This is a genomic window from Kitasatospora sp. NPDC101801 (genome assembly GCF_044766665.1).
In the GTDB taxonomy this organism is placed as follows: Bacteria; Actinomycetota; Actinomycetes; order Streptomycetales; family Streptomycetaceae; genus Kitasatospora.
The window spans coordinates 941,174-966,994 of record NZ_JBIWML010000001.1 but is presented as its reverse complement, the minus strand read 5'-3'; the positions used below and the strand labels follow the sequence as shown (position 1 = coordinate 966,994).

At 74.0% G+C, this 25,821-nt stretch carries 24 protein-coding genes; 17 read left to right on the top strand and 7 right to left on the bottom strand.

Annotation, left to right across the window (positions count from 1 at the left end):
- Positions 1-91: 91 nt before the first annotated feature.
- Both ACIRPK_RS04255 and ACIRPK_RS04250 read right to left on the bottom strand, forming a co-directional pair.
- Entirely contained in the window at positions 92-826 is a 735-nt protein-coding gene (locus ACIRPK_RS04255; RefSeq protein ID WP_403032671.1) for an ABC transporter permease, read from the bottom strand.
- Entirely contained in the window at positions 823-1,731 is a 909-nt protein-coding gene (locus ACIRPK_RS04250) for an ABC transporter ATP-binding protein (protein WP_403032668.1), read from the bottom strand. The genes ACIRPK_RS04255 and ACIRPK_RS04250 overlap by 4 nt, the downstream gene beginning before the upstream one ends.
- Positions 1,732-1,865: 134 nt before the next feature.
- On the opposite strand from ACIRPK_RS04250, the gene ACIRPK_RS04245 reads away from it, so the two are divergent.
- The 3 genes from ACIRPK_RS04245 to ACIRPK_RS04235 are packed head-to-tail and all read left to right on the top strand — an operon-like array spanning position 1,866 to position 4,885.
- On the top strand, positions 1,866-3,074 hold the full coding sequence (locus tag ACIRPK_RS04245) for a sensor histidine kinase (RefSeq protein WP_403032665.1): 1,209 nt from the start codon (positions 1,866-1,868) through the stop codon (positions 3,072-3,074).
- Positions 3,071-3,715 carry a response regulator gene (locus ACIRPK_RS04240; RefSeq protein ID WP_403032663.1) on the top strand — a complete coding sequence of 215 codons (645 nt, stop codon included), beginning with the start codon at positions 3,071-3,073 and terminating at the stop codon, positions 3,713-3,715. Before ACIRPK_RS04245 ends, ACIRPK_RS04240 begins: the two co-directional genes overlap by 4 nt.
- Positions 3,716-3,766: 51 nt before the next feature.
- Positions 3,767-4,885 (top strand): hypothetical protein, encoded by a 1,119-nt coding sequence (locus ACIRPK_RS04235; RefSeq protein ID WP_403032661.1) that lies wholly within the window; start codon positions 3,767-3,769, stop codon positions 4,883-4,885.
- A 7-nt stretch (positions 4,886-4,892) separates the two neighbouring features.
- Here the strand turns inward: ACIRPK_RS04235 and ACIRPK_RS04230 are convergent, their stop codons facing one another.
- The 3 genes from ACIRPK_RS04230 to modA form a co-directional block, all read right to left on the bottom strand.
- On the bottom strand, positions 4,893-5,972 hold the full coding sequence (locus ACIRPK_RS04230; protein WP_403032658.1) for an ABC transporter ATP-binding protein: 1,080 nt from the start codon (positions 5,970-5,972) through the stop codon (positions 4,893-4,895).
- Positions 5,973-6,039: 67 nt separating this feature from the next.
- Positions 6,040-6,840 carry an ABC transporter permease gene (locus ACIRPK_RS04225; RefSeq protein ID WP_403032655.1) on the bottom strand — a complete coding sequence of 267 codons (801 nt, stop codon included), beginning with the start codon at positions 6,838-6,840 and terminating at the stop codon, positions 6,040-6,042.
- A complete protein-coding gene (gene modA, locus ACIRPK_RS04220; protein ID WP_403032652.1) occupies positions 6,837-7,637 on the bottom strand; it encodes a molybdate ABC transporter substrate-binding protein in 801 nt (266 codons plus the stop codon). The genes ACIRPK_RS04225 and modA overlap by 4 nt, the downstream gene beginning before the upstream one ends.
- 212 nt (positions 7,638-7,849) lie before the next feature.
- Between modA and ACIRPK_RS04215 the strand changes: the two genes are divergently transcribed.
- The 7 genes from ACIRPK_RS04215 to ACIRPK_RS04185 all read left to right on the top strand — a co-directional run bounded on the left by ACIRPK_RS04215 (position 7,850) and on the right by ACIRPK_RS04185 (position 15,203).
- On the top strand, positions 7,850-9,205 hold the full coding sequence (locus ACIRPK_RS04215) for a cytochrome P450 (protein WP_403032649.1): 1,356 nt from the start codon (positions 7,850-7,852) through the stop codon (positions 9,203-9,205).
- Positions 9,206-9,447: 242 nt separating this feature from the next.
- Positions 9,448-10,230, top strand: a complete 783-nt coding sequence (locus ACIRPK_RS04210; RefSeq protein ID WP_403032647.1) for an MHYT domain-containing protein — start codon at positions 9,448-9,450, stop codon at positions 10,228-10,230.
- A gap of 56 nt (positions 10,231-10,286) precedes the next feature.
- On the top strand, positions 10,287-12,731 hold the full coding sequence (locus tag ACIRPK_RS04205; RefSeq protein WP_403032645.1) for a nitrate- and nitrite sensing domain-containing protein: 2,445 nt from the start codon (positions 10,287-10,289) through the stop codon (positions 12,729-12,731).
- Positions 12,728-13,138, top strand: coding sequence for a roadblock/LC7 domain-containing protein (locus tag ACIRPK_RS04200; protein ID WP_403032642.1), 411 nt, complete (start codon positions 12,728-12,730; stop codon positions 13,136-13,138). Before ACIRPK_RS04205 ends, ACIRPK_RS04200 begins: the two co-directional genes overlap by 4 nt.
- 5 nt (positions 13,139-13,143) lie before the next feature.
- Positions 13,144-13,572 (top strand): DUF742 domain-containing protein, encoded by a 429-nt coding sequence (locus ACIRPK_RS04195; protein WP_403032639.1) that lies wholly within the window; start codon positions 13,144-13,146, stop codon positions 13,570-13,572.
- Entirely contained in the window at positions 13,553-14,158 is a 606-nt protein-coding gene (locus ACIRPK_RS04190) for a GTP-binding protein (protein ID WP_403032636.1), read from the top strand. The genes ACIRPK_RS04195 and ACIRPK_RS04190 overlap by 20 nt, the downstream gene beginning before the upstream one ends.
- Positions 14,159-14,234: 76 nt before the next feature.
- Entirely contained in the window at positions 14,235-15,203 is a 969-nt protein-coding gene (locus ACIRPK_RS04185; RefSeq protein WP_403032633.1) for a hypothetical protein, read from the top strand.
- A gap of 84 nt (positions 15,204-15,287) precedes the next feature.
- Here ACIRPK_RS04185 and ACIRPK_RS04180 read toward each other — a convergent pair whose 3' ends face one another.
- Positions 15,288-16,646 carry a cation:dicarboxylate symporter family transporter gene (locus tag ACIRPK_RS04180; protein ID WP_403032630.1) on the bottom strand — a complete coding sequence of 453 codons (1,359 nt, stop codon included), beginning with the start codon at positions 16,644-16,646 and terminating at the stop codon, positions 15,288-15,290.
- 172 nt (positions 16,647-16,818) lie between these two features.
- On the opposite strand from ACIRPK_RS04180, the gene ACIRPK_RS04175 reads away from it, so the two are divergent.
- Entirely contained in the window at positions 16,819-18,432 is a 1,614-nt protein-coding gene (locus tag ACIRPK_RS04175) for an ATP-binding protein (protein WP_403032627.1), read from the top strand.
- Positions 18,429-19,124 carry a response regulator gene (locus ACIRPK_RS04170; RefSeq protein WP_403032624.1) on the top strand — a complete coding sequence of 232 codons (696 nt, stop codon included), beginning with the start codon at positions 18,429-18,431 and terminating at the stop codon, positions 19,122-19,124. Before ACIRPK_RS04175 ends, ACIRPK_RS04170 begins: the two co-directional genes overlap by 4 nt.
- Before the next feature lie 208 nt (positions 19,125-19,332).
- Here the strand turns inward: ACIRPK_RS04170 and ACIRPK_RS04165 are convergent, their stop codons facing one another.
- Complete coding sequence (locus ACIRPK_RS04165) at positions 19,333-19,932, bottom strand: class I SAM-dependent methyltransferase (RefSeq protein WP_403032621.1); 600 nt, start codon at positions 19,930-19,932, stop codon at positions 19,333-19,335.
- A 183-nt stretch (positions 19,933-20,115) separates the two neighbouring features.
- Between ACIRPK_RS04165 and ACIRPK_RS04160 the strand changes: the two genes are divergently transcribed.
- From ACIRPK_RS04160 to ACIRPK_RS04140, 5 genes are all read left to right on the top strand, one after another.
- On the top strand, positions 20,116-21,459 hold the full coding sequence (locus tag ACIRPK_RS04160) for a diaminobutyrate--2-oxoglutarate transaminase family protein (RefSeq protein WP_403032618.1): 1,344 nt from the start codon (positions 20,116-20,118) through the stop codon (positions 21,457-21,459).
- Entirely contained in the window at positions 21,456-22,940 is a 1,485-nt protein-coding gene (locus tag ACIRPK_RS04155; RefSeq protein WP_403032616.1) for a pyridoxal phosphate-dependent decarboxylase family protein, read from the top strand. Before ACIRPK_RS04160 ends, ACIRPK_RS04155 begins: the two co-directional genes overlap by 4 nt.
- Before the next feature lie 50 nt (positions 22,941-22,990).
- Complete coding sequence (locus tag ACIRPK_RS04150) at positions 22,991-23,449, top strand: peptidylprolyl isomerase (RefSeq protein ID WP_403032614.1); 459 nt, start codon at positions 22,991-22,993, stop codon at positions 23,447-23,449.
- Positions 23,450-23,843: 394 nt separating this feature from the next.
- On the top strand, positions 23,844-24,575 hold the full coding sequence (locus tag ACIRPK_RS04145) for a tRNA-dependent cyclodipeptide synthase (protein WP_403032611.1): 732 nt from the start codon (positions 23,844-23,846) through the stop codon (positions 24,573-24,575).
- A gap of 30 nt (positions 24,576-24,605) precedes the next feature.
- Positions 24,606-25,802, top strand: coding sequence for a cytochrome P450 (locus ACIRPK_RS04140; protein ID WP_403032608.1), 1,197 nt, complete (start codon positions 24,606-24,608; stop codon positions 25,800-25,802).
- The last annotated feature ends 19 nt before the right edge of the window (positions 25,803-25,821 follow it).

Genomic DNA, 25,821 nt, shown 5'->3' with positions numbered 1-25,821 from the left:
GCGAACACGACGTGACCGTCGAGACCAGCACCGACCGCATCACGGGCGACCTCACCAAGTGGATGGCCGCCCGCGCTTCCTAAAACACGGCCTAGACGTCCTTGCGGCTGACGGACCGCCAGCCGCCCCAGACTGCCAGGGCGGCCCAGGCCGCCATGATCAGCAGGCCGGTCCAGTGGCCGTACCAGACGTTCGGGTCGGGCTGCTGCCGGAGGGCGTACTGCCCGGCCCGGTCCGGCAGGAACTGGGCGACGTCGCGGACCCCCGGGATCGCGCTGAGCATGATGGTGCCCAGGAACACGGTCGGGGTGAGCAGGCCCATGGCGGCGGTCAGGTTGCGCAGCATCGAGGTGACGCCCAGGCAGATCAGCACCAGCAGCGGGCAGTAGAGCACGCCGGCGATGAGGCTACGGACGGTGCCCGGGGCGGTCAGGTCCACGCCCAGCGTCGAGTCGACCGCGAGCAGACTGCCTCCGGTGACCAGCAGGCCGGCCAGCAGGCCGACCCCGGAGCCGACCAGCAGTTTGCCGCCGTACAGCAGCCCGCGCCGGGGCACGGCGGTGAGCGAGGACCGGATGGTGCCGGAGTTGTACTCCTGGCCCATCAGCAGGATGCCGAAGCAGGCGAGCGCGACCTGACCGAAGTTGAAGCCGTAGAACACGCCGATGCTGGGGTCCTCGGTCAGCGAGGTGTCCTGGGCGTAGGCCAGGTTGACCGCCAGCGTGATGCCGACGCTGAGCAGCACGGCCAGCAGCGGGGTGAACCACTGCGAGCGCAGGGTGGTGAGCTTGGTCCACTCGGAGCGCAGCACGGTCGTGGTGGTCATGCCGCCACCGCCCGGTACTCGACGCTGTCGGCGGTCATCCGCATGAAAGCCTCCTCCAGAGAATCCTGTTGAGCCGAGATCTCGTACAGCACCACCCGGTGCTCGGCGGCGAGCCGGGCGAACTCCTCGCCGGTCACGCCGTGCACCTCCCAGGCCCCGCCCTCGGCCGGTTCGGCGGTGAGCGCCAAACTCCGGAGCAGATCGGCCAACTTGACCGGATCGACGGCCCGGACCCGGAGCCGGGGGCGGCCGTGCGCGGCGATGAAGTCCGCGGTGCTCGCGTCGGCCAGCAGGCGGCCCCGGCCGATCACCACCAGGTGATCCGCCGTCAGCGCCATCTCCGACATCAGGTGCGAGGAGACCAGCACCGCCCGTCCCTCGGCGGCCAGGCCGCGCAGCAGGGTCCTGATCCACCGGATGCCCTCCGGGTCGAGGCCGTTCACCGGTTCGTCCAGCAGCAGCACCGGCGGGTCGCCGAGCAGGGCCGCCGCCACCCCGAGCCGCTGGCGCATCCCCAGCGAGAAGCCCTTGACCCGCTTGCGGGCCACCTCGGCCAGGCCGACCTGGGCCAGCACCTCGGCCACCCGGCGGTCCGGGATGCCGTTGCTGCGGGCCAGGCAGCGCAGGTGCCCCCGGGCGGTCCGGCCGCCGTGCACGGCGTGCGGATCCAGCAGCGCGCCCACCCGCCGCAGCGGGTCGGTCAGTTCGGCGTACGGCGTGCCGTCGATCAGCGCCTGCCCGGTGGTCGGCCGGTCCAGCCCGAGGATCATCCGCAGGGTGGTGGTCTTGCCCGCGCCGTTGGGGCCGAGGAAGCCGGTCACGCTGCCGGGCCGCACCTCGAAGCCGAGCCCGTCCACCGCCCGGGTCTCCCCGTAGTTCTTGCTGAGGTCCTGTACTCGGATCACGGCTTCCTCCCCTGGTCGTTGCTGACGTGATCCATTCCAGCCGAGCCGGTCGGCCCGGGGATCCCGCCGGGGAGGGGACCGGCTCCCTCCTGAGAGGGAGCCGGTCCGGGGCGATCAGCTGGCACGATGGCGGGATGCCCAGGATCTTCGCGCCCCTGTTGGCCGCGGCCACCTATGCCAGGTGGCTGCACCTGCTGATCGGTGTGGTCTTCGTCGGGGTGGTGCTGCTGGTCTACCCGGGGACCGAAGGGGTCACCACGACCCGGGTCCTGACGGTCAGTGTGCTGCTGGACAGTGCGCTGCTCACGCTGGCCGCACTGGTGCCCGCCACCCGCCGGGCCGAGGGGGTGCAGGCCCGGTTGCTGCTGCTGCCCGACCGGGAGGAGCAGATCGGGGTCACCGGCTCGACGGGCTGGGCCGACCGGCGGCGGACGGCCGGCTGGCTGATCGGCCGGGTCGCGCTGGGTTCGGTGGTCGGTGTCGCCACGGTGCACGGACTGGCCTCGGTCTGGTCGCTGTGCACCCAGCCGTTCCGGGGTCGGACCCCCAGCCTGTTCGGCTGGCAACTTCCGGACGGGTGGCCGCTGCTGCTCGATCCGATGCTCGCACCGGTCCTGCTGTTCGGGCTGGTCTGGTTCGTGGTGCTCGCCGGGAGGCTGCAACTCGCCATGGCGGTGAGCCTGTTGGGAGCATCGTCGGCCGAGCGGCTGGCCGAGGCGGAGCTGCGGGCCGAACGGCTGCTGGAGCGCAACCGGCTGGCCAGGGAGCTGCACGACTCGATCGGCCACGCGCTCACGGTCACCGTGCTGCAGGCCGGCGCGGCCCGGGAGGTGGCCGATCCGGCCTTCGTGGCCAAGGCGTTGGAGGTGATCGAGGAGACCGGGCGGCAGGCGATGGACGACCTGGAACGGACCCTGGTGCTGCTCCGGGACACCCCCGAGGGGACCGCCGTCGAGCAGCCGGGCGTGGAGCAGCTGCCCGGGCTCTTCGAGACCGCCCGGGCGGCGGGCCACCCGGTCGAGGCCACGGTGGAGATCCCGGCCGGCGCACTGCCCGGGGTGCTGTCCCGGGAGGCGTACCGGATCGTCCAGGAGGCGGTGACCAACGTGCTCAAGCACGCACCCGGCGCGCCGATCGTACTCAGGATCGTGGTCCGGGCCGGGCAGTTGGAGCTGCGGTGCGTCAACGGCCGGTCTGGCGAAGGAGGTTCGCGCAAGGGTGGCGGCAAGGGCCTGCGCGGCCTGCGGGAGCGGGCCACCCTGCTGGGCGGCGAGGCCACCGCCGGTTGGCAGGGTGACGACTGGGTGCTCGCCGTTCGGCTGCCACTACGGTTGGGATCATGATCGACATTCTGCTGGCGGACGACGAGGAGCTGGTCCGTGCCGGGCTGCGGGCCGTGCTGGAGGCGCAGGGCGACCTGCGGGTGGTGGGCGAGGCGGCGGACGGCGTGGAGGCGATGACGCTGGCCCGCTCGCTGAAGCCGGACGTGGTGCTGATGGACGTCCGGATGCCCGAGGTGGACGGGCTGACCGCGACCAGGGCGATCCTGGCGGGCAGCGCCGACCCGCCGAAGATCCTGGTGGTCACCACCTTCGAGAACGACGACTACGTCTACGAGGCGCTGCGCGCCGGTGCCGACGGCTTCCTGCTCAAGCGCGCCCGCCCGGCCGAGATCGCGCACGCGGTGCGGCTGGTCGCGGCGGGGGAGTCGCTGCTCTTCCCGGCCGCCATTCGCCGACTGGCCGCCGAGCGCGCCAACCGCCCGGCCGAACAGGCGATGGCCCGGGCCGGGCTGACGGAGCGGGAGGCGGAGGTGCTGCGGCTGGTGGCGCGGGGGCTCTCCAACGGCGAGATCGCCGAGCAGCTCTTCCTCGGCGTGCAGACCGTGAAGACGCACGTCAGCAGCGTGCTCGGGAAGCTCGGTGCCCGGGACCGGACGCAGGCGGTGATCATGGCGTACGAATCCGGGTTCGTACCGCGTTGACGCGCGCGGGCTGCCGGGTTTCGGGGCGGTCAGCTGTTAGTAGTTGTTCGTATGAGACGTCATGCCGTAGTGCTGAGCTGTGCCGCCGTGCTGTCGGCCGGCCTCGGTTCGCTCGCGCTGACCGGGCCGCCGGCCGCGGTGTCGCCGACCGCTCTGTCCAGCGCGCAGCTGGTGCAGCTGCGGAACCAGTCGGTGCCCGCGATCGGGCTGGACGCCTTCACCGGCAGCTACGGGGAGGCCGAGAGCACTGCGGTCGGTGACATCGACAACGGTGATTTCAGCGACCCGGACGGGGTGCTGAACCTGGTCAGCATCGCCACTCGGGTGACGCGGACCGAGGCGGCCGCCTCCAGGTACTACGGGCAGGCCCAACTCACCGACTTGGTGGTGCACTTCAGGAGCAAGCAACTGGTCGAGATCCGGGCCGTCGGCGGCACCGGGGTGGCCGCGCTGGACTCGTACGCGGAGTGCGTGCCGCCGCCGATCGGGCCGTTCGCACTGGCGTACAACCGGACCGACGGTGCCCAGATCACCGTGCTCGGGCAGCGGGTGCCGGTCGGCACCTCCACGCTGTCGATCACCGGGGCCGACCTGGACGTGCCGACCATCGGCGCCAGCACGCTGACCGTGGTGGTGACGGCGCATCAGGACCCGTCCTCCCAGAGTCGGCAGGGCACGGCCGAGGCGTGGCTGGACATCCGGGTGTCCGGCACGCTCAACAACACCGGGGGCAGCCAGGTCTACCAGGGCGAGATCTCGTCGATGCGGCTGGGCGAGGTGCACGCGCGCTGCGACGTCCCCACGCCGACGCCCACGCCGACGCCCACGCCGACGCCCACGCCGACGCCCACGCCGACGCCCACGCCGACGCCCACGCCGACGCCCACGCCCACGCCCACGCCGACCCCGAGCCCCACGCCCAGCCCGGAGCCGAGCGTCACCCCGACCCCGACCCCGACCCCGACCCCGACGCCGACGCCCGAGCCGAGTGTGACCCCGGCCCCGAGCCCCTCGCGGACGACGGCCGGTCCGGTCCCGCCGCCCGACGGTGGTGACGGTGGTGGGCTCCCCGACACCGGCGGATCGGGCTGGGGCCCGCCGCTGGCGGCGGTCCTGCTGGCCGGTGCGGGTGTCGCGCTGGTGCTGGCAGCTCGCCGACTGCGCCGCTGACGGTGGGTCAGGCCGGGTAGGCGTGGGTCTGGGTGGCCTTGACGGCAGCCCAGACCGGGCTGCCCGGCGCCAGGTCCAGCTCGGCCACGGCGGTGGGGGTCAGGTCGGCGGCCATCGGCAGCGCGCCGGTCAGGTCGACCCGGACCTGGTCGCCGTGCAGGTCGAGCCCGGCCACCTCCAGCTGCCAGACGTTGCGCGCGCTGGAGTCGGGCCGGGTCCGGTGCAGCGTGACGGCGGCGGGCGGGAACGCGACGAAGGCGGGCCCGGTCAGCTCCTCGGTGGTGGCCAGCACCGGGCCGCCGTCCGGGAGGGTGACGGTGTGTCCGGCGGCGGTGCCCTGGTAGAGGTTGAGGCCGACCAGCCGGGCGATGTAGTCGGTGCGCGGGCGCCGGGCGATCTCGGCCGGGGTGCCGGACTGGACCTCGCGGCCGTCCTCGATCACCACCAGCCGGTCGGCGAGCACCATGGCGTCCAGCGGGTCGTGGGTGACCAGCACCGCGACCGCCTCGAACTCGCGGAGGTGCCGCCGGAGCTGGGAGCGGACGTCCAGCCGGGTCCGGGCGTCCAGCGCGGCGAGCGGCTCGTCCAGCAGCAGCAGCCGGGGGTGGACGGCGAGCGCCCGGGCCAGCGCGACCCGCTGGGCCTGCCCGCCGGAGAGCGCGCCCGGTCTGGCCTGGGCGTGCTCGGCCAGGCCCATCCGTTGCAGCCAGGGCAGCGCGGCCTCCCGGGAGGCGCGTCGGCCCAGGCCCCGGCAGCGCGGCCCGAAGGCGACGTTGTCCAGGGCGGACAGGTGCGGGAAGAGCAGGTAGTCCTGGAACACCACGCCGACCGGCCGTCGCTCGGCGGGTGTGTGCACCCCCGTGCCCGGCTCCTCCAGGGTGCTGCCGTCGAGCCGCAGGTGACCGTCCGTCAGCGGGAGCAGCCCGGCCAGCGCCCGGAGCGCGGTGGACTTGCCCGCGCCGTTCGGACCGAGCAGGGCGATCACCTCGCCGGGCGCGGCCCGCAGCCCGAGGTCGAGCCGGAAGCCCGAGCGGTTGGCGTGGCCGGGGCGTTCGACCACCAGGCGGGCGTCCAGCGAGATGTTCATCGGCCTCTCCGGGGCGGGACGGAAGACGGGCCGGAGGTCTCCGCTCCGGAACTCCTGCCCGTCATGGTCATGAGTTGGACATCCGCCGGCCGCGCAGGCCCGCCAGCACGGTGATGGAGACCGCCAGCAGCACCAGGCTGAGCGCGATCGCCGCCTCCGGTTCGGACTCCATCGCCAGGTAGACCGCCAGCGGCATGGTCTGGGTCTGGCCGGGGAAGTTGCCCGCGAAGGTGATGGTGGCGCCGAACTCGCCGAGCGCGCGGGCCCAGGCGAGCACCGAACCGGCCGCGATGCCCGGGGCGATCAGCGGCAGGGTGACCCGGCGGAACGCGGTCAGCCGGGAGGCGCCCAGGGTGGCGGCGGCCTCCTCGTACCGGGGGTCGGCGGCCCGCAGCGCGCCCTCGACGCTGATCACCAGGAACGGCATCGCGACGAACGCCTCGGCCAGCACCACGCCCGAGGTGTGGAACGGCAGGGTGATCCCGAAGGCCGAGTCCAGCCAGCGTCCGGCGATGCCGTTGCGGCCGAGCACCAGCAGCAGGGCCACCCCGCCGACCACCGGCGGCAGCACCAGCGGCAGGGTCACCAGCGCCCGGACGAACCGCCGCCCGGGGAACTCCGTCCTGGCCAGCAGCCAGGCCAGCGGCACCCCGAGCAGCAGGGACAGCGCGGTCGCCGCCGTCGCGCAGATCAGCGAGAGCCGCAGCGCCTCCCAGACCTCGGGGCTGGTGAGCTGCCTGGGCAGGTCACTCCACGGGGCCCGGACCAGCAGCCCGACCAGCGGCAGCACCAGGAAGGCGAGGCCGAGCAGGGCGGGCAGCAGGAGCGCGAACGGCGCTCGCCGGAACGCGGGTCGTGCGGGTGTCACGGTGCCTGGAAGCCCGCCGCGGTGAGCACCCGTCGGGCGTCGGCGGACTGGATGTAGGCGGCGAACGCGGCGGCGCCGTCGGCGTTGGGGGCCTTGGTCAGCGCGGCGATCGGGTAGTCGTTGACGGCCTTGGCGGCCTCGGGGAAGTCCACACCGTCGATCTTCGCAGCATCGGCGATCACATCGGTCCTGTACACGAGCGAGGCGTCCACCTCACCGAGTTCGACCTTGGTCAGGGCGCCCTTGACGTCCTGCTCCAGGGTGACCGGGGTGAGGTTGACCTCGCCCGCCTTGAGGGCGGTCACGGCGGCGGCGCCGCACGGCACCTCCTTCGCGCAGAGCGCGACCTTGAGCCCGGCGCCGGCCAGGTCCTTCAGCGCGGCGATGTGCCTGGGGTTGCCCTTGGGCACCGCGATGGTGAGCGTGTTGCGGACGAAGACCTTGGAGTCGGCCGCCGCCTTGGCGTCGGTGACGGTCTTCATGGTGGCCGGGCTGGCCGCCGCGAACACGTCGGCGGGCGCGCCCGAGACGATGCTCTGGGCCAGCGCGGAGCTGCCGCCGAAGTTGAACTTCACGGAGACGCCCGGGTAGGCGGTCTCGAACTTCTTGCCCAGCTCGGTGAAGCTCTCCTTCAGCGAGGCGGCCGCGAAGACGGTGACCGTGCCGGAGAGCTTGCCGCCACCGGAGGCCGAGGAGGACGCCGAGGGGGTGCCGGAGCTGCTGCTGCACGCGGTCAGCCCGGCGGCCAGCGCGAGTGCGGTGACGGCCAGGGCGGTGCGGCGGACGGTGATGGACATGCGGGTGGTCCCCTCCTACTTCCGGTGAGGCGATCATAGTGCCGCACGTTCGGTCCAAAAATCCCCTGTCTCATCGCACGGGCCAGTCAGAAGGCCGGACCGGGCCAGCATGTGCGAACCGACCAGCGGGGCATTCCGGCTCTTCTGTGCTGACAGGGGGTCAGCTAACTTGGTGGGACACGCACAAGTGTTCAGTGACCAGGGGGTTTCTCTTGCCGACCACTCAGATCCCGGGCCCGACCGGGGTGCCGCTGCTGGGCTCGATGTTCGACCTGAAACGCGATCCGCTCGGCACCTACCTGGGCGCCCAGCGGGAGTACGGCGACGTGGTGCGGTTCACCGCCGGGCCGCCCGGGCTGCGGGCGGAGTTCTACGGGGTCTACTCGCCGGAGGGGGCCCAGCAGGTGCTGGCCGGCCAGGCGGCCAACTTCCGCAAGGAGAACACCTTCTACGAGGAGATCCGGCAGAGCTTCGGCAACGGCCTGCTGACCTCGCAGGACGCCGACTACCAGCGCCAGCGCCGGCTGATCCAGCCGCTCTTCACCCGCCGCCGGGTGGACGGCTACGCCGAGGCGATCGCGGTGGAGACCGAGCTGATGGTCGAGCGCTGGGTCGCCGAGCCGAGCGGCACGGTGGACGCGGTGGACGAGATGTCCCGGTACGCGCTGCGGACGGTGGCCCGGATCCTGTTCGGTGCCGACCTGGAGGCCGCGCTGGACTCGGTCCGGGTGAACTTCCCGGTGATCAACCACTACGTCACCGCCCGCGCCTTCCAGCCCCGGCGCATCCCGCGCAGCTGGCCGACGCCGACCAACAAGCAGGCGGCGGCCGCCGAGCAGGCCCTGTTCGCGGTCTGCGACACCATCATCGCGGCACGCGGGGCGTCCGCCGCCGAGGCCCAGGACCTGCTCGGCCTGCTGGCCGCGGCCCGGGACGAGGACGGCGCACGGCTGGACCTGACCGAGCTGCGCGAGCAGGTGCTGATCTTCCTGCTGGCCGGCCACGAGACCACCGCCACCTCGCTGACCTTCGCCCTGCACCTGCTCGGCCACCACCCCGAGGTGCAGCGCCGGGTCCGCACCGAGCTGGACACGGTGTTCGCCGACGGGCACCGGCCGACCGCCGCCGACTACAACGACCTGCCGTACCTGACCATGGTGCTCAAGGAGGCGATGCGGCTCTACCCGGCCGCGCCGGTGATCGGCCGGCTCGCGGTCGCGGAGTGCGTGATCGGCGACACCGTGATCCCGGCCGGGGCCAACGTGATGGTCGCCCCGTACGTGGTGCACCGGCACGCCGGGCACTGGAAGGACCCGGAGGGCTTCGACCCCGAGCGGTTCACCCCGGAGGCGGAGGCCGGCCGGCACCGGTACGCCTGGTTCCCGTTCGGCGGCGGGCCGCGCGCCTGCATCGGCCAGCACTTCTCGATGCTGGAGTCGGTGCTCGGCCTGGCCGGCGTGCTGCGGACCTTCGAGGTGGAGGCGCTGGACGCCCGCGAGGTGCCGCTGAGCCACGGCATCACGCTGGAGGCGGCCGGGCCGGTGCGGATCAGGCTGACCCGGCGGTAGGCCCGGAGTGCGGAGTGCCGTCCCGACGGTCGTGGTCGGGGCGGCGCACGGGGCGGGTGTGACGGCTGGTCAGTCGTGCGCCCGGCGCACAACACCCGCTCCAGTGCAGCACATTCGAGCTCCGGCGTGGGCTGTTTTTCACATCTTCGCGTAACCGCCTGTGATCGATCGGTAGCGTCCGGCGCATCCGCATTCGACATCGCACAGGCGACCGGCACCCGGCCGGGTCGTCCGGAGGCCCGATGGGACACCTGGACCACTTCAGCTTCGGCTGGCCGACCCCGGCCATCTCCTACGCGATGGCCTGCGTCGGCGCGGCGCTGGGCCTGCGCTGCACCCTGCGGGCGCTCTCCGCCACCGGCGCCTCCCGGCGGAACTGGCTGATCACCGCCGCCGCCGCGATCGGTTCGGGCATCTGGACCATGCACTTCATCGCGATGTTCGGCTTCACGGTGGACGGCACCGAGCTGCGCTACAACGTGCCGCTCACCGTGCTGAGCCTGCTGGTCGCCGTCCTGGTGGTCGGGCTCGGCGTCTTCGCCGTCGCGTACGGGCGGCACCGGGGCCGGTCGCTGCTGCTCGGCGGGCTGATCACCGGGGTCGGGGTGGCGGCCATGCACTACCTCGGGATGGCGGCCGTCCGGCTGCACGGCACGGTCGACTACGACCTCGGCACGGTCGCGCTCTCGGTGCTGATCGCGATCGGGGCGGCGACCGCCGCGCTCTGGGCCGCCGTCACCATCCGCAACGTATACGCGGCCGGGGCCGCCGCGCTGGTGATGGGCATCGCGGTGAGCTGCATGCACTACACCGGCATGGCCGCCGTTCAGGTCGAACTGCACCCGTCCCGGGCCGAGTTGGGCGGGGCGACGCCGATGCAGTTCATCTTCCCGCTGGCGGTCGGGCTCGGCTCCTTCCTGTTCCTGACCTCCGCCTTCGTCGCGCTCTCGCCGACCGCGCAGGAACGCGCCGCCTACCGGGAGGCCGGCCGGCTGGCGAGCGAGGAGCTCGACCGGGCGGCGTGAGCCCGCCGCCCCGGCCACGTCCGTCGACCACCCACCACCGAAAGGGCCCTGAGCACATGGGAACCCACGCGGGCCCGCCCGCCCGGGAGGCCGCCGCCGTCCCCCGACCCGCCGCGCACGCGCTGCTGCGGCGGCTGCGCCCCCGCACCGTACGCGCCAGGATCGTCGCCCTGCTGATGGTCCCGGTGGTCTCCGTGATGGCCCTCTGGTCCTTCGCCACCGTGACCACCGCGCAGCAGGTCTGGGACCTGCTGCGGCTCCAGCAGGTGAACGGCGAACTGCTCGACCCGGTGAACGCCACCGTGGCCGGCCTTCAGGCCGAACGGGTGGCCGCCGGACTGCAGTTGGCCGCGCCCGGGGCCGGCCGCGAGGCGGCGCTCCGGGAGGCCGCCGAGGCCACCGACCGGGCGGTCGCCCCGCTCGGGATCGGCGTCGGCTACAACCGGGCCGACGCCCGGGGCCTCGGCGCCGAGGCGGCCGACCGGGTGGACGCGCTGGGTGCGGCCGTCAGCGGTCTGACCGAGCTGCGCCGCCGGGTGACGGAACGTTCCGTCAGCTGGGCCGAGACCTATGCCGCGTACACCGCCGCGATCGACCGTGCCTTCGAGGTGACCGGTGCCACCACCTCGCTCCAGGACCACCGGGTGGCCTCGGACGGCCGGGTGCTGCTGGAGTTCGCCCGCTCCCGCGAACTCCTGGCCAGGGAGGACGCGTTGCTCCGCACCGGCCTGCGGACCGGCCTGCTGCTGGAGTCCCAGCGGGTCGAGTTCGCCGCCGCGGTCTACGCCCGCCGGCTGTTCGAGCAGACCGCCGCCCCCGACCTGCGCCCGGCGGACCGGGCCGCGCTGCTCGCCGTCCTGAACGGCACCGACCACCGCGGGCTGGTCCGGTACGAGGACACCGTCCGCTCCGCCGTGGACGGCCGGGCCGCGGTCGACGCGGTGAGCGCCGAGCAGTGGTCGGTGGCCGCCGACAACGTGGCCCGCACCCTGCGCGCGGTGGAGACCAACGCCGGTACGGCCGCCGCCGTGCAGGCCCACCCGTACGGGCTCGGGCTGTTCAGCTCCTCCGGCGCCGCCGTGCTGCTCGGCCTGCTCGCGGTGGTCGCCTCGCTGCTGATCTCGGTGCAGATCGGCCGTGGTCTGGTCACCGAGCTGATCGGGCTGCGGAACTCCGCGCTGGAGCTGGCCGGCCGCAAACTCCCGGGCACCATGCGGCGGTTGCGCGCGGGCGAGGAGATCGACGTGGAGACCGAGGCGCCGCTGCGCCGGCACGGCGCGGACGAGATCGGGCAGGTGCACGGTGCGCTCGGCTCGGTCCAGCGGGCGGCGGTGACCGCGGCGGTCGAGCGGGCCGAGGTGCTCTCCGGCGTCTCCGGGGTCTTCGTCAACCTGGCCCGGCGCAGCCAGGTGCTGGTGCACCGTCAGCTCACCCTGCTGGACACCATGGAGCGGCGTACCGAGGACCCGGCCGAGCTGGAGGACCTGTTCCGGCTGGACCACCTGACCACCCGGATGCGGCGGCACGCCGAGGGCCTGATCATCCTCTCCGGGGCGGCCCCGGGCCGGGGTTGGCGCAATCCGGTGCCGCTGATGGACGTGGTGCGGGCGGCGGTCTCCGAGGTCGAGGAGTACGCCCGGGTCGAGGTGCACCGCCTCCCGTACGCGGCGGTGGCCGGGCAGGCGGTCGCCGACCTGACCCACCTGGTGGCCGAACTGGTGGAGAACGCCACCGGGTTCTCGCCCCCGCACACCAAGGTGCACGTCCGGGGCGAGCAGGTCGGCAACGGCTACGCGCTGGAGATCGAGGACCGGGGCCTCGGGATGGGTCCGGAGGCACTGGCCGACGCCAACCGGCGGATCGAGGCGGCCCAGCAGGTCGACCTGTTCGACAGCGACCGGCTCGGCCTGTTCGTGGTCAGCCGGCTGGCCCGCCGCCAGGACGTCCGGGTCTCGCTGCGGACCTCCGCGTACGGCGGCACCACGGCGGTCGTGCTGCTGCCCAACGCCCTGTTGGAGAACCCCCGTCCGGAGCGCGAGGCGATCGGCTCCGGGCCGGCCGGGGCCGCTCCGCCGGTGCCTTCGGCAGCGGTGCCCGCGGTCTCCGCGCCGCCGGGCCGGGACGCCTTCGGCGCCGGGCTGCTGCGGCCGACCCCGTTCCCGGCCGTCGCGGCGGCGGTGCCACCGCCGCCGAGCGCGCCGCCCTCGCTGCGCGCCGTACCGGACCCGGCGCCGCGCCCCCGGCCGGGTCGGCCTGCGGTCACCGAGCCGGCGCCGGCGCCGGAGTCGGAGGACCTGCCGCGCCGGGTCCGGCAGGCCAGCATGGCGCCGCAGCTGCGGGAGGCCCCGGAGCGCCCGCAGACCCGGCCCCGCCCGGACGGCCCGCCCCGGCTGGGCCGCAACCCCGAGGAGGCCCGCGCCGCGATGTCCGCCTACCAGCGCGGGTGGGCCCGGGGCAAGAACCAACGGACCGTCGACAGCACCGAGGGAGAGACCCGATGACCAACGCTGCGGCCCGACCGGGTGAGTTCAACTGGCTGCTCGACGAGCTGGTCTCCCGGGTGGCCCAGATCAGATTCGCCGTGATGCTCTCGGCCGACGGCCTGGCGGTCGGCACCTCGGCCGGGATCGGCCGGGAGGACGGCGAGCACCTGGCCGCCGTCGCCTCCGGCTTCCACAGTCTGGCCAAGGGGGCCGCGCGGCACTTCGAGGCCGGTGAAGTCCGGCAGACCATGGTGGAGTTGGAGCACGGCTTCCTGTTCGTCGCGGCGGCCGGCGAGGGCAGCTGCCTGGCCGTGTTCGCGCAGGCCGACGCCGACCTCGGGCTGATCGCCTACGAGATGGCCCGGCTGGTCCGCCGGGTCGGGGAGCACCTGTACACGCCGCCGCGCGCCGGTCGGGGGCGGTGAGCCCGATGCCCTACCCGCAACGCCGCCACCTGCCCGACTCCCCGTTCGGCTTCCCGGCCCCGGCCGAGCCGCACACCCACTGGTACGACGGCGCGGCCGGCCCGATGGTCCGCCCGTACGCGCTGACCAAGGGCCGGACCAGGCCCACCGGGCGGGAGTTCGACCTGATCGCCTTGGTGGTCAGCGACGTCCCGGACAGCCCGGAGCTGCCGATCGGCCCCGAGCACGGCGCCATCCTCGACCTCTGCCGGGACAACGCGCTCTCGGTGGCCGAGATCGCCGCCGAGACCGACCTGCCGCTCGGGGTGGTCCGGGTGCTGCTCGGTGACCTGCTGGACGCCGAGTTCATCCGGGTCAGCCGCCCCGTACCGCCCGCCATGCTCCCCGACGAGCACATCCTCCGTGAGGTCATCAATGGACTCCGCGCGCTCTGAACGCCCCGACGACAGCCCGGCGCTGACCCTGAAGATCCTGGTCGCCGGGGGGTTCGGGGTCGGCAAGACCACCATGGTCGGCTCGGTCAGCGAGATCCGGCCGCTGCGCACCGAGGAGCAGCTCAGCCTCGCCGGGGCCGGGGTGGACGACCTCGGCGGGGTGGAGCAGAAGACCACCACCACGGTGGCGATGGACTTCGGCCGGATCACCATCCGGGACGGGCTCTCGCTCTACCTGTTCGGCACCCCGGGACAGGACCGGTTCTGGTTCCTCTGGGACGAGCTGGCCACCGGTGCGCTGGGCGCGGTGGTGCTGGCCGACACCCGGCGGCTGACCGACTGCTTCCCGGCGGTCGACTTCTTCGAGCACCGGGGCATCCCGTTCGTGGTCGCGGTGAACCGCTTCGCGGGCACCCGGGAGTTCCACCCCGAGGAGGTGTCCCGGGCGCTCGACCTGGACGCCGAGACACCCGTGGTGATCTGCGACGCCCGGCGGCGGGAGTCCGGCAAGGAGGTGCTGATCAACCTGGTCGAGCACGCCGGCCGGGTGCACGCGGCCCGGCTGCTCGCCGAGGTCGGCGGCTGAGCGTCCCCGACCGGGGCGCGCCGAGCCCGCTCGTGGCGTTCCGCTGACGGAGCGTCACGGGTCGTACGCTGAAAATGTGATCACCTACGAGTGCCGCAGACTGCGCACCCTGGCCGACGAGGAACGCTGGCCCGAGCTGCTCGGGTTCTACCGCGAGTCCCGGGCGGTCGGCGTCGCGCTGCGCGGCGAGGCCCAGGGTGCGGCCGAGACCGGGCCGCTCGGCCACCTGATCGCGTACGGGGCACCGCCGGAGCTGGCGGCCCGGCTGTTCGACCCGGACGGCGGCCCCGGCTCCGCCGCCACGGTGGCCGACCACGACGCCGGGCCGCTCTGGGAGGTGCTGGCCACCCGTCACTCCTGGCGACGGCTGGCCCCGTTGCTCGGTCCCGCGCGAGTCCGGCGGCTGGTCCAGCACACCCGGGTGCTGCTCGGCGAGGAGCTCGACCACGGTGCCGAACCGGACCGGGACGGCGTCCCGCTGACCCTGGAACCCTGGGAGCTGGCGGGCTGGGAGCCGGGCGCCCGGGTCCGCGAGTACCTGCGCACCGGCGGGGCCAGGCGCTCGCTGCTCAGCCTCCCGGCCGGCCGGGAGGGGCTCGGCCCGGTCGAACTGCCGGAGCCCGGCACGCTGGTCCGCGAACTGGCGGCGACCAGGCTGCTGGCCGCCGCGGTGCCCTGGGCCACCGCCCGCTGTGTCCGCGGCTCCGGCCCGGCCGCCGCCGCCCGACTCGCCACGTCCCGTCGGGTGACCGGCGGCTACCTCCCGCTCGGGGCGGTCTACCCCGCCCTGCTGCAGGCCGCCTCGGACGGCCCGGCCCGGGGCAGCGCCCAGGGCCGGATCGCGGTCTGGCGGCTGCTCGCCGCGATGACGGGCGAGTCGGCGGTCGGTGAGGTGGAGACCCTGGTGTCCCGCCTGCGCTGCTTCACCTGGCACGAGCCGACGGACGAACTCCGCTTCGTCCACCTGGCTCTGGAGGATCCGGCCACCGGCCTGGCCTGGGCGCTCAGCGGCGCGGTGCACGAGGGGGTCCGCGCCGGACGGTGACGGTGCCGGGTCGGTGCGGGCATGGAGCAGGCCCCCGCTCGACCGGGGGCTACCGGGCGGGGGCCTGCCGTTCGAGGGGGTGGGTCAGTGCGTCTTCTCCAGCGCGGGGGCGTCCGACTGGGCGGGGACGGCGGAGGTGTGACTGTCCACCAGGGTGGTCTCGTCGAAGGGGAGCCGGCCACCGAGGACCTGGTCGAGGCGCTCGCGGTCGAGCTCCTTGGTCCAGTGGCCGATCAGCACGGTGGCGACGGCGTTGCCGGCGAAGTTGGTGAGCGCGCGGGCCTCGGACATGAAGCGGTCGATGCCGACGATCAGGCCGACGCCGTCGACCAGTTCGGGGCGGTGCGACTGCAGGCCGCCGGCCAGGGTGGCGAGGCCGGCGCCGGTGACGCCGGCGGCGCCCTTGCTGGCGATGATCATGAAGAGCAGCAGGCCGAGCTGCTGGCCCAGCGACATCGGCTTGTCGAGCGCCTCGGAGATGAAGATCGAGGCCATCGTCAGGTAGATCGCGGTGCCGTCGAGGTTGAAGCTGTAGCCGGTGGGGACGGTGATGCCGACCACCGGGCGGCTGACGCCGAGGTGCTCCATCTTGGCGATCAGGCGGGGCAGGGCGCTCTCGGAGGAGGAGGTGGAGAGGATCAGCAGGAACTCGCGGCCGAGGTAGCGCAGCAGGGCGAAGATGTTGACGCCGGCCACCAGCCGGAGCAGCAGGCCGAGCACCACGACGACGAAGAGCGCGCAGGTGAGGTAGAAGCCGATCATGATGACGGCGAGGCTCTTCAGGGCGGCGGTGCCGGTGGCCCCGACCACCGCGGCGATCGCGCCGAACGCACCGACCGGCGCCAGCCACATGATCATCGACATGATCCGGAAGACCAGGCGCTGCAGGTGCTCCACCCCGCGCAGCACCGGAGTGCCGGCCGGCCCCATCGCCTGCAGCGCGAAGCCGGCCAGCAGGGCGACCAGCAGGGTCTGCAGCACCTTGCCCTCGGTGAGGGCGGAGAAGACCGTGGTGGGGATGATGCCGAGCAGGAAGTCGGTGGTGTCCTGGGCGTGGCCGGCGGTGGCCTGGGCGTGCCCGGCCTTGGCGAGCGCCTGGGTGAGGTGCAGGCCGGAGCCGGGCTCCAGCAGGTTGCCGACCAGCAGGCCGATGCCGAGCGCGACGGTGGACATCAGCAGGAAGTAGCCGAGGGCGAGGCCGCCGACCCGGCCGACCTTGGCGGCCTTGGTGACGGAGCCGATGCCGAGCACGATGGTGCAGAAGATCACCGGGCTGATCATCATCTTGATCAGGTTCACGAAGCCGGTGCCGACCGGCTTCAGGTCCACCGCGAAGTCCGGCGCGGCCAGGCCGACCGCGATACCGGCCAGCACCGCCACGATCACCGCGAGGTAGAGGTAGTGCGTCCGGTCCCGTCTCGGGGCTGCTGTGCTGGTCGTCATGGTGCGGCTCCTTCGCCTGCGGGTGCTGCGGCCCCGGGTGGTTGGGCCGATCCGACTATGGGCTCCGGAGTGACCGGGGTCACGTTTGAGTTCATAGAGTTCACGTCGCCCGGGCCGGATCTTGGGCCGCCGGGAGGACCGGTCCCCGGCCCGGCAGGGCACACTGGCTGGCATGGACGCGCACCCCGACCTCCCGCCGCCCCGGCGCGCACGCAGCCTGGCGGGCCAGCTCTTCGTGCTCCAGGTGGTCATCGTGGCCGCCGTGGTGGCCGGCGGCGCGGTGCTCGCCTACCTGTTCACCACCGGCCGGGCCGAGGACGCCGCCCGCCGGCAGGTCACCGCGGTGGCCCGCTCGGTGGCCGACACCCCGAGCGTCCGGGACGCCGCGCTCGGCCCCGACCCGTCCGCCGAGCTCCAGCCGTACGCGGAGCGGGTCCGCCAGGACACCGGGGTCGACTTCGTCACGGTGATGGGCACCGACGGCATCCGGTGGACCCACCGCGACCCGGCCCAGATCGGCCGCCCCTACCTCGGGCACACCGAACAGGCACTGGCAGGGCGGGTGTTCACCGAGACGTACACCGGCACGCTCGGCCCCTCGGTCCGGGTGGTGGCCCCGGTGCTGGACGGCGGCCGGGTGGTCGGGCTGGTCAGCGCGGGCATCACGGTGCAGTCGATCAGCGCCCAGCTGCGCGGCCCGCTGACCGCGCTGGGCGGGGTCGCGCTCGGCGCGCTGCTGCTCGGCGGGGCGGCCACCTACCTCGCCAACGCCCGGCTGCGGCGGCACACCCACGGCATGGGCGCGGCCCAGCTGAGCCACCTGTACGACTACCACCAGGCCACCCTGCACTCGGTCCGGGAGGGCCTGGTGCTGCTGGACGGCGCCGGGCGGGTGGTGCTCTGCAACGACGCGGCCCGTGAACTGCTGGGCCTGTCGGGTCACTTGGACGGCGTACCGGTCCGGTCGCTCGGCCTGCCGCCCTCGCTGGTCCGGGCGCTCGGCTCGGCCGAGCCGGTCCGGGACGAGCTGCACCTGACCGCCGAGCGGGTGGTGGTGCTGAACACCTCGGCGGTCGGCCCCGGCCTCGGCACCGTGGTGACCCTCCGGGACCACACCGAACTCCAGGGGCTGGTCGGCGAGTTGGACTCGGTACGGGGCTTCGCCGAGGCGCTCGGCGCGCAGGCGCACGAGGCCGCCAACCGGCTGCACACGGTGGTCTCGCTGATCGAACTCGGCCGGCACCGCGAGGCGGTGGAGTTCGCCACTGCCGAACTCGAACTCGCCCAGCAGCTCACCGACCGGGTGGTGGCGGCAGTCGCCGAACCGGTGCTGGCCGCCCTGCTGCTCGGCAAGACCGCCCAGGCCGCCGAGCGCGGCGTCGAGTTGACGCTGACCGAGGACAGCCGGATCGACGACGGCGTGCTGCCGCCCGGCCTGACCCCGCGTGACCTGGTCACCGTGCTGGGCAACCTGGTGGACAACGCGGTGGACGCCGCGATCGAGAACGCCGCCGCCCGGGCCCCCGAGGTCAGCGTCACCGCCCGGGTGGACGGCGCCGAACTGCTGCTCCGGGTCGCCGACTCCGGGGCCGGCATCGAACCGGACGCCGCCGCCGAGGTGTTCGGCCGGGGCTGGACCACCAAGGCGGCCGTCGGCGGCCGGGGGCTCGGGCTGGCGCTGGTCCAGCAGACCGCCCGGCGCAACGGCGGCACGGTGCAGATCGGCCGCTCGGACGGCGCGGTGCTCACCGTCCGGCTGCCGCTCCAGCGGGAGGCCGCGCGATGATCTCGGTCCTGGTGGTCGAGGACGACCCGGTGGCCGCCGCGGCCCACGCGCTCTACGTCGGCCGCACGCCCGGCTTCGTGGCCGACGGCACCGCGCACAGCTGCGCGGAGGCGCTCCGGCTGCTGGAGCGGGCCCGGGCGGCCGGCCGCCCGGTCGACCTGATCCTGCTCGACCTGCACCTGCCCGACGGCCACGGCCTCCGGCTCTGCCGCACCCTGCGCGCCGCCGGGCACACCGCCGACGTGATCGCGGTCACCTCGGCCCGCGAACTGGCCACCGTCCGGCAGGCGGTCTCCGCCGGGGTGGTCCAGTACCTGCTGAAGCCGTTCGGCGCGGCCGCCCTGCACGACCGGCTGGACCGCTACGCCCGCTACCGCTCCACCCTCGGCCGGACCGGCGAGGCGACCGGTCAGGACGAGGTCGACCAGGCCTTCGCCGCCCTCCGCACCCCCGACCGCACCGCCCTCCCGAAGGGCCTCAGCGCCGCGACCCTGGACACCCTGGCCACCGTCCTGCGCACCACCCCCGACGGCCTGTCCGCCGGCGCGGCCGCCACCGCGACCGGTGTCTCCCGGATCACCGCCCGCCGCTACCTCGAACACCTGGTCGCCACCGGCCTGGCCGACCGCGAGCCCCGGTACGGCCAGGTCGGCCGCCCGGAGCTGCACTACCGCTGGCGGACCGGACGCTAGGGCCGGTCGTCGGACTCCCGCCTGCCCCACGACGTCTGGCACGCACTCTCGCCGCACCGGACGAAAGCCCGGGTACGACCCAGCTCCAGTCAGGCGCGTCGAGCGCACGCACCGGACGCCGCAGGGCCGCCCTCCGGGCGACGACGGGAGTTCGACGACAGGCCCTGGCGGCCGCACCCGCCGGTCGCGGCGCGCGGCGGGCGGTCGGTCACCGGGCCCGCTCGGCCACCGCGAGGAAGCGGTCGTCGGTGTCGGTGTAGCTGACCAGCCGCCAGCCGTTGGCGGCCAGCAGCGGGCGGAGGTTGGGCTCGGCGCGGCGGTCGTCGGGGGTGAGTTCGCGGCCGTGCCGGGCCGCCAGCACGGCGCGGCCGATGGGGTGGAAGAGCGCGAGGCGGCCGGTCGGGCGGCTCACCCGGGCGAGCTCGGTGAGGCCCAGGCCGGGATCGGGGAGGTGGTTGACCAGGCCGGCCGCGAAGACCAGGTCGACGGTGCCGTCGGGCAGCGGGAGGTGGGCGCAGTCGGCCAGGGCGACGGCGGCCACGATGGCATGGGCCTGGGCCCGGGCCACCATCTCGGGGGTCACGTCCACCCCGAGCACCCTCCCGGTGGGGCCGACCGCCGCCCGCAGCAGCGGCAGCGCCCGGCCGGTGCCGCAGCCCGCGTCGAGTACGAACGCGCCCTCGGCCGGGCCTAGTTCGGCGATCGCGGCGGCGTAGCGCGGGCTGTCGTCCGGGTACTTGGAGTCCCAGGTGGCGGCGCGGGCGGCGAAGAACTCACGGGTGGCGGCCAGTTCGGCTTCGTACGACATACGGGCAGCCTACGACCCGGGGGCCGGCCGGTGCGTTCACCTTCGCGCGGCCCGTTTCCCCGGCGGCCGACGCTCGTTGATGGGGTGTCGGGTTCACTCGGACGGGTGGAAAGCGGGCCCGAGGCGGAGCGCGCGATTCCAGAGCGGTAAAGTTAGGCTTACCTAACCAAAAGGGAGTCTGCCTTGGCCCTCACCGCCGCCCCCTCGGCCGGCGACGCGATCCTGCGCCGCCAGCGCATCCGCGAGTCGGCTGCCCGCACCTACGCCCGTTCCTTCCCGATCGTGCCGGTCCGGGCTCACGGGATGACGGTGGAGGGCGCGGACGGCCGCCGCTATCTGGACTGCCTGTCCGGCGCCGGGACGCTGGCGCTCGGCCACAACCACCCGACGGTGCTCACCGCGATCCGCCGCACCCTGGACAGCGGCGCCCCGCTGCACCTGCTCGACCTGGCCACCGCGGAGAAGGACGACTTCACCACCGCGCTGTTCGACAGCCTGCCGCCCGGCTTCGGTGACCGCTCCCGGGTGCACTTCTGCGGGCCGGCCGGCACCGACGCGGTGGAGGCGGCGCTCAAGCTGATGCAGACCGCCACCGGCCGCCGCGGCGCGCTCGCCTTCACCGGCGCGTACCACGGCATGACGGCCGGCGCGCTGGCCGTCACGGGCGCCGTCGAGGTGAAGTCCCCGCTGCCCAGCGGGGGAGAGGTGACCCGGCTGCCCTACCCGTACGCCTACCGCTGCCCGTTCGGCGAGGGCGCGCGCGGGGCCGAGCTGTCCGCGACGTACGTGGAGCGGCTGCTCGACGACCCGTCAGGGGGCGTGCTGCCACCGGCCGCGATGATCCTGGAGGTGGTCCAGGGCGAGGGCGGGGTGGTCCCCGCGCCGGACGGCTGGCTGCGCGAGATGCGGCGGATCACCGCCGAGCGCGGCATCCCGCTGATCGTGGACGAGGTGCAGACCGGGGTCGGCCGGACCGGCGCGATGTGGGCGGTCGAGCACAGCGGGATCGTGCCGGACGCGCTGGTGCTGTCCAAGGCGATCGGCGGCAGCCTGCCGCTCGCGGTGGTGGTCTACCGGGAGGAGTACGACGGTTGGCTGCCCGGCGCGCACACCGGCACCTTCCGGGGCAACACGCTGGCGATGGCGGCGGGCGCGGCCACCCTGCGGTACGTCGCCGAACACGGCCTGGTCGAGCGGGCCGAGCTGCTCGGGGCCCGGCTGACGAGCCGTCTGGACGCGCTCAAGGGGCGGCTGCCGGTGATCGGCGACGTGCGGGGCAGGGGCCTGATGATCGGCGTCGAGCTGGTCGACCCGAGCGGCGAGCCGGACCGCTGCGGCGCCCACCCGGCCGACCCGGAGCTGGCCCGCCGGGTCCGGGCGGCCTGCCTGCAGCGCGGCCTGATCGTGGAACTCGGCGGCCGCCACGACGCGGTGCTCCGGCTGCTGCCCCCGCTCACCGTCACCGACGAACAGGTCGAAGCGGTGCTGGAGCGGCTGGCCGACGCCATCGAGGCCGCCTCCCGATGACCGGCGGCCCGGCGGAGCCGGCCCGGCCGGCGGCGCTCGCCCGCCCGGCGGCGCTGCGCCCGCTGCTCGACCTGGTGCTGACCGCGATCGAGGTCGGCACCGCGCACCGGGGCGGGCCGCTGCCGCCCGGCGGCCCGGGCCCGATCGCCGATCGGACCCGGCTCGCGCTCTCGGTCCGGGACGACCCGGACGCCCTGCTCCGGCTCACCGAGTTCCTCGCCTTCGGCACCGCCGACCCGGCCGACCCGGCCTGCGCGGCGCACCTGCACTGCCCGCCGCTGGCCGTCGCGGTCGCCGCGGACCTGGCGGTCAGCGCCCTCAACCCCTCGCTCGACTCCTGGGACCAGGCCCCGGCGGCCACCGGCCTGGAGACCGCCCTGATCGCCGAACTCGCCGAGCTGGTCGGCTTCGACCCGGCACCGGCCGCCGGGGTGCTGACCACCGGCGGCACCGAGTCCAACCTGATGGGCCTGCTGCTGGCACGGGACCAGGTGCTGGGCGGCGAGGTCGGACTGCACGGCCTGCCGCCCGGCGTCCGCCCGGTGATCCTGGCCTCCGAGGCCGCGCACTTCTCGGTCCAGCGCGCCGCCGCCCTGCTCGGCCTGGGCGAGCGGGCGGTCCGTACCGTCCGGGTCGACCGCGAGCTGCGGATGGACCCGGACGCGCTGGCGGCGGAGCTGCGCGCCGCCGTCCGGGCCGGGCAGCGGCCGATCGCCGTGGTGGCGACCGCCGGCACCACCGACACCGGCGCCGTCGACCCGCTGCACCCGGCCGCCGAGCTGGCCGCCGAGTACGGCGCCTGGCTGCACGTGGACGCCGCGTACGGCGGCGGGGCCCTGCTCAGCGACCGGCTGGCCCCGCTGCTGGACGGCATCGCCCGGGCCGACTCGGTCTCGCTGGACTGGCACAAGTTCGGCTGGCAGCCCGCCGCCGCCGGGGTGTTCCTGGTCCGCCGGGCCGAGTCGTACGGGTCGCTGGCCCGCCGGGCGGCCTACCTCAACCCGGCCGACGACGAGCGGGCCGGGTACCCGAGCCTGCTCGGCCGCTCGCTGCGCACCACCCGCCGGGCGGACGCGTTCAAGCTGCTGGTCACGCTGCGCACGCTGGGCCGGGCCGGTCTGGGCGCGCTGGTGGACGCCTGCCACCAGCTCGCGCTGGCCACCGCCGAGTCGGTCCGGCAGGCGGACGAGCTGGAACTGCACTGCCCACCGGTGCTCAGCACGGTGGTGTTCCGCTACCGCCCGGCCGGGGCCGGGCCGGAGGAGCTGGACCGGCTGAACGCCGGGCTGCGCCGCGCGCTGCTCCGATCCGGCCGCGCGGTGGTCGGCCGGACCGAACTGCCGGGCCGCGGCCCGGGCCGGGTCCGGCTCAAGCTCACCCTGCTCAACCCGCACAGCACCCCGGCCGACACCCGGGCCCTGCTGGCCGCGGTGCTGACAGCCGGACAGCGCGTCAGAGACCGGGGCGGCGAAGAACAGTGACGTAGGGTGACAAATCAGGACAACCCTCCAGTGAGGACAGGCGGTCAACAGTGGCAAACCGAACCGTGGTGATCGAGACCACCAAGGGCGCGATCACGGTCGAGCTGTACGAGGACAAGGCTCCGATCACGGCCGGGAACTTCGCCGACCTGGTCGAGCGGGGCTTCTACGACGGGCTGAAGTTCCACCGCTACGAACCCGGCTTCGTGATCCAGGGCGGCGACCCGCTGGGCAACGGAACGGGTGGATTCATCGACCCGGAGACCAAGCGCGAGCGGACCATCAAGCTGGAGGTCACGCCCGAACTCAAGCACGGCGAGGCGGGCGCCCTTTCGATGGCGCGCAGTCAGAACCCGAACAGCGCCTCCAGCCAGTTCTACATCACGCTCGGCCCGGCGGACTTCCTGGACATGAACTATGCGGTCTTCGGCCGGGTCACCCGGGGTCTGGACGTGGTCCAGCAGCTCAGGGCCGGTGACCAGGTGACCAGCGCCAAGTTCGCTGCCTGAGAAGCGATGTGGCGAATCTGACAGCCGGATTCCCGGTCCGGCTGTCAGAATTCGTAGGAAAGCGCGAGCGGAGCGCGCCCCGTGGTGATGTCCGGGGCCGTTCCGGGAAGCCTCCGTGGACATACCGTCCCGATGCTGTCCAGCTGTTTTCGGCCGCTGTACGGCGCGATCTCGCCAACCACCGGGCCATGGTTGCGGATCGGACGAAGCGCGGCGGTAACTTCTAGTAGCCGCCGCCACACCAGGAGCACACGGCTCCTCGGGACTCGCGGCGCGAGGGAGTAGTGAACCCGCCGTCATCCGGCGTGGCCTCTCCTGTCGCCTCTGTGGCACGAACTCCTTTGGTATCGACACCACTTCCCTGTACTCAGTCCTGCGACGCGGAGGCCGCGGCATGACCGAAACACTCCTGAGCTCCACCTTCAGCACCTTCCAGGCGCTGCCGTTCTCCGACCGCTGCCACCTGGTCTGGCAGCGCGGCGACCATCTGCTGATCGGGGTCAGCCCGGGCAACAGCTACTTCAGCCATCTCCGGATCGCCCAACTCGTGCGCTGGGGGCGCCAGTTCTTCGAATCGGTGGACTTGGTCCACGCCGATCTGCACGTGGACACCCAGTTCGCCGCCTTCGGTTACCCGGCCGACCAGGCCCGGCGGCGGGCGGCCAAGGAGACCAAGACCACCCGGCGGCGGATCGAGCGCGGCGTCGAGCTGGCCGGCCGCTCCGGGGTCGGGGTGCACGCGCTGTCCGAGTTCGCGGACACCCCCGCCTACCGGCGGCTGTCCGCCGAGGTGGCCCAGGCGCTGGCCGAGGACGAGGACTTCCGGCTGGCCACCGAGGGGATGGCGGCCGGCTTCCTGGCGGCCCGGCTGCCGGCGGGCCAGGCCCCCTCGGCGGAGCAACTGGCCGCCGGGGTGGCCTACATAGCCGCCGAGCTGCCGTTCTTCCTGGACACCCCCAGCCTGCTGGAGGTGCCGACCTCGGTCTCCTGCTACCACGTCGAACTGCCGCTCACCCCGGTGCTGTTCGGCCGCGACCGGGGTCTGCGGGCGGCGCCCGGACAGGGTTACGCGGTGGTCCGGCCGAGGGACGTACCGCAGCTGCCCCGGGTCGCCACCGCCGCCTGACCCCTTCCACCCTCACGAGGAGCGAGCCCGATGACCACGAGTGCACAGCGCGAGTTCACCTTCCCCCTGTCCCGGCGCGGCGACGTGCTGCCCGAGGAGGCCACCCTGCTGCGCGAGCAGCAGCCGGTCGCCAGGGTCCGCACGCTGACCGGTGACCCGGCCTGGCTGGTGAGCAGCTACCAGCTGGCCAAGCAGGTGCTGGAGGACGAGCGGTTCAGCCTCAAGGACACCGCAAACCCGGGCGTGCCACGCCAGTACGCGCTGACCATCCCGCCCGAGGTGGTCAACAGCATGGGCAACATCAACAGCGCCGGGCTGCGGGACGCCGTGATGAAGACCCTCTCCCCGCGCGCCGACAAGGAGCTGGCCGGCTGGCTGGAGGCCGAGGCGCACCGGCTGCTGGACGAGCTGGAGCGGCAGGGGCAGCCGGCCGAGCTGCGGGACGGTTTCACCGAGCCGTACTCGGCCGCGCTGCACTGCCGGCTGCTGGGCATCCCGACTGACGACTGGCGCCGGCTGATGGGCGGCATCGACGTCGCCTTCCAGACCAGCCCGGTGCCGTTCGAGGGCTCGACCCCCAACTGGTACAAGGACCTCGGCTACATGCTGGACCGGCTGAACGCCGACCCGGCCCCGACCGAGGGCTTGCTCGGCCGGTTCGTCCGGCTGCGCGCCGAGCGGGCCGAGCTGGAGGACGACGAGCTGCTGGCCACCGTCGCGCTCTCGCTGTTCGGGGCCGGGGCGGTCTCCACCTCCTCGTTCCTGCTGCACGCCGTCATCGCGCTGGCGCAGCGGCCGGAGCTGGCCGAGCGGCTGCGCAAGGAGCCCGAGCTGATCGGCCGGGCGGTGGACGAGCTGCTCCGGTTCAACCTGTCGATCGGCGACGCGCTGCCCCGGATCGCGCTGACCGACGTCCAGGTCGGCGAGGTGCTGGTCCGTCAGGGTGAACTGGTGCTGGTGCTGATCGAGGGCGCCAACTACGACCCGGCGGTCTTCCCCGACCCGGAGCGGATCGACTTCGACCGGGCGGAGAACCCGCACCTGGCCTTCGGCGCCGGGCGGCACTTCTGCCCGGCCTCCGCGCTCGGCCGCACCCACGCCGAGATCGCGCTCCAGGTGCTGGTCGAGCGGCTGCCCGGGCTGCGGCTTGCCTTCCCGGCCGAGCAGCTGGCCTGGCGGCCCGGCTTCATCAAGCGGCTGCCGGAGCGGCTGCCGGTGGTCTGGTGAAGCGGGGCCGACGTCGGCC

Coding starts and splice junctions, on each gene's coding strand:
- ACIRPK_RS04255 (WP_403032671.1), bottom strand. CDS start 826: ATGACCACCACGACCGTGCTGCGCTCCGAGTGGACCAAGCTCACCACC.
- ACIRPK_RS04245 (WP_403032665.1), top strand. CDS start 1,866: ATGCCCAGGATCTTCGCGCCCCTGTTGGCCGCGGCCACCTATGCCAGG.
- ACIRPK_RS04240 (WP_403032663.1), top strand. CDS start 3,071: ATGATCGACATTCTGCTGGCGGACGACGAGGAGCTGGTCCGTGCCGGG.
- ACIRPK_RS04235 (WP_403032661.1), top strand. CDS start 3,767: ATGAGACGTCATGCCGTAGTGCTGAGCTGTGCCGCCGTGCTGTCGGCC.
- ACIRPK_RS04230 (WP_403032658.1), bottom strand. CDS start 5,972: ATGAACATCTCGCTGGACGCCCGCCTGGTGGTCGAACGCCCCGGCCAC.
- modA (WP_403032652.1), bottom strand. CDS start 7,637: ATGTCCATCACCGTCCGCCGCACCGCCCTGGCCGTCACCGCACTCGCG.
- ACIRPK_RS04210 (WP_403032647.1), top strand. CDS start 9,448: ATGGGACACCTGGACCACTTCAGCTTCGGCTGGCCGACCCCGGCCATC.
- ACIRPK_RS04205 (WP_403032645.1), top strand. CDS start 10,287: ATGGGAACCCACGCGGGCCCGCCCGCCCGGGAGGCCGCCGCCGTCCCC.
- ACIRPK_RS04200 (WP_403032642.1), top strand. CDS start 12,728: ATGACCAACGCTGCGGCCCGACCGGGTGAGTTCAACTGGCTGCTCGAC.
- ACIRPK_RS04195 (WP_403032639.1), top strand. CDS start 13,144: ATGCCCTACCCGCAACGCCGCCACCTGCCCGACTCCCCGTTCGGCTTC.
- ACIRPK_RS04190 (WP_403032636.1), top strand. CDS start 13,553: ATGGACTCCGCGCGCTCTGAACGCCCCGACGACAGCCCGGCGCTGACC.
- ACIRPK_RS04180 (WP_403032630.1), bottom strand. CDS start 16,646: ATGACGACCAGCACAGCAGCCCCGAGACGGGACCGGACGCACTACCTC.
- ACIRPK_RS04175 (WP_403032627.1), top strand. CDS start 16,819: ATGGACGCGCACCCCGACCTCCCGCCGCCCCGGCGCGCACGCAGCCTG.
- ACIRPK_RS04170 (WP_403032624.1), top strand. CDS start 18,429: ATGATCTCGGTCCTGGTGGTCGAGGACGACCCGGTGGCCGCCGCGGCC.
- ACIRPK_RS04165 (WP_403032621.1), bottom strand. CDS start 19,932: ATGTCGTACGAAGCCGAACTGGCCGCCACCCGTGAGTTCTTCGCCGCC.
- ACIRPK_RS04155 (WP_403032616.1), top strand. CDS start 21,456: ATGACCGGCGGCCCGGCGGAGCCGGCCCGGCCGGCGGCGCTCGCCCGC.
- ACIRPK_RS04145 (WP_403032611.1), top strand. CDS start 23,844: ATGACCGAAACACTCCTGAGCTCCACCTTCAGCACCTTCCAGGCGCTG.
- ACIRPK_RS04140 (WP_403032608.1), top strand. CDS start 24,606: ATGACCACGAGTGCACAGCGCGAGTTCACCTTCCCCCTGTCCCGGCGC.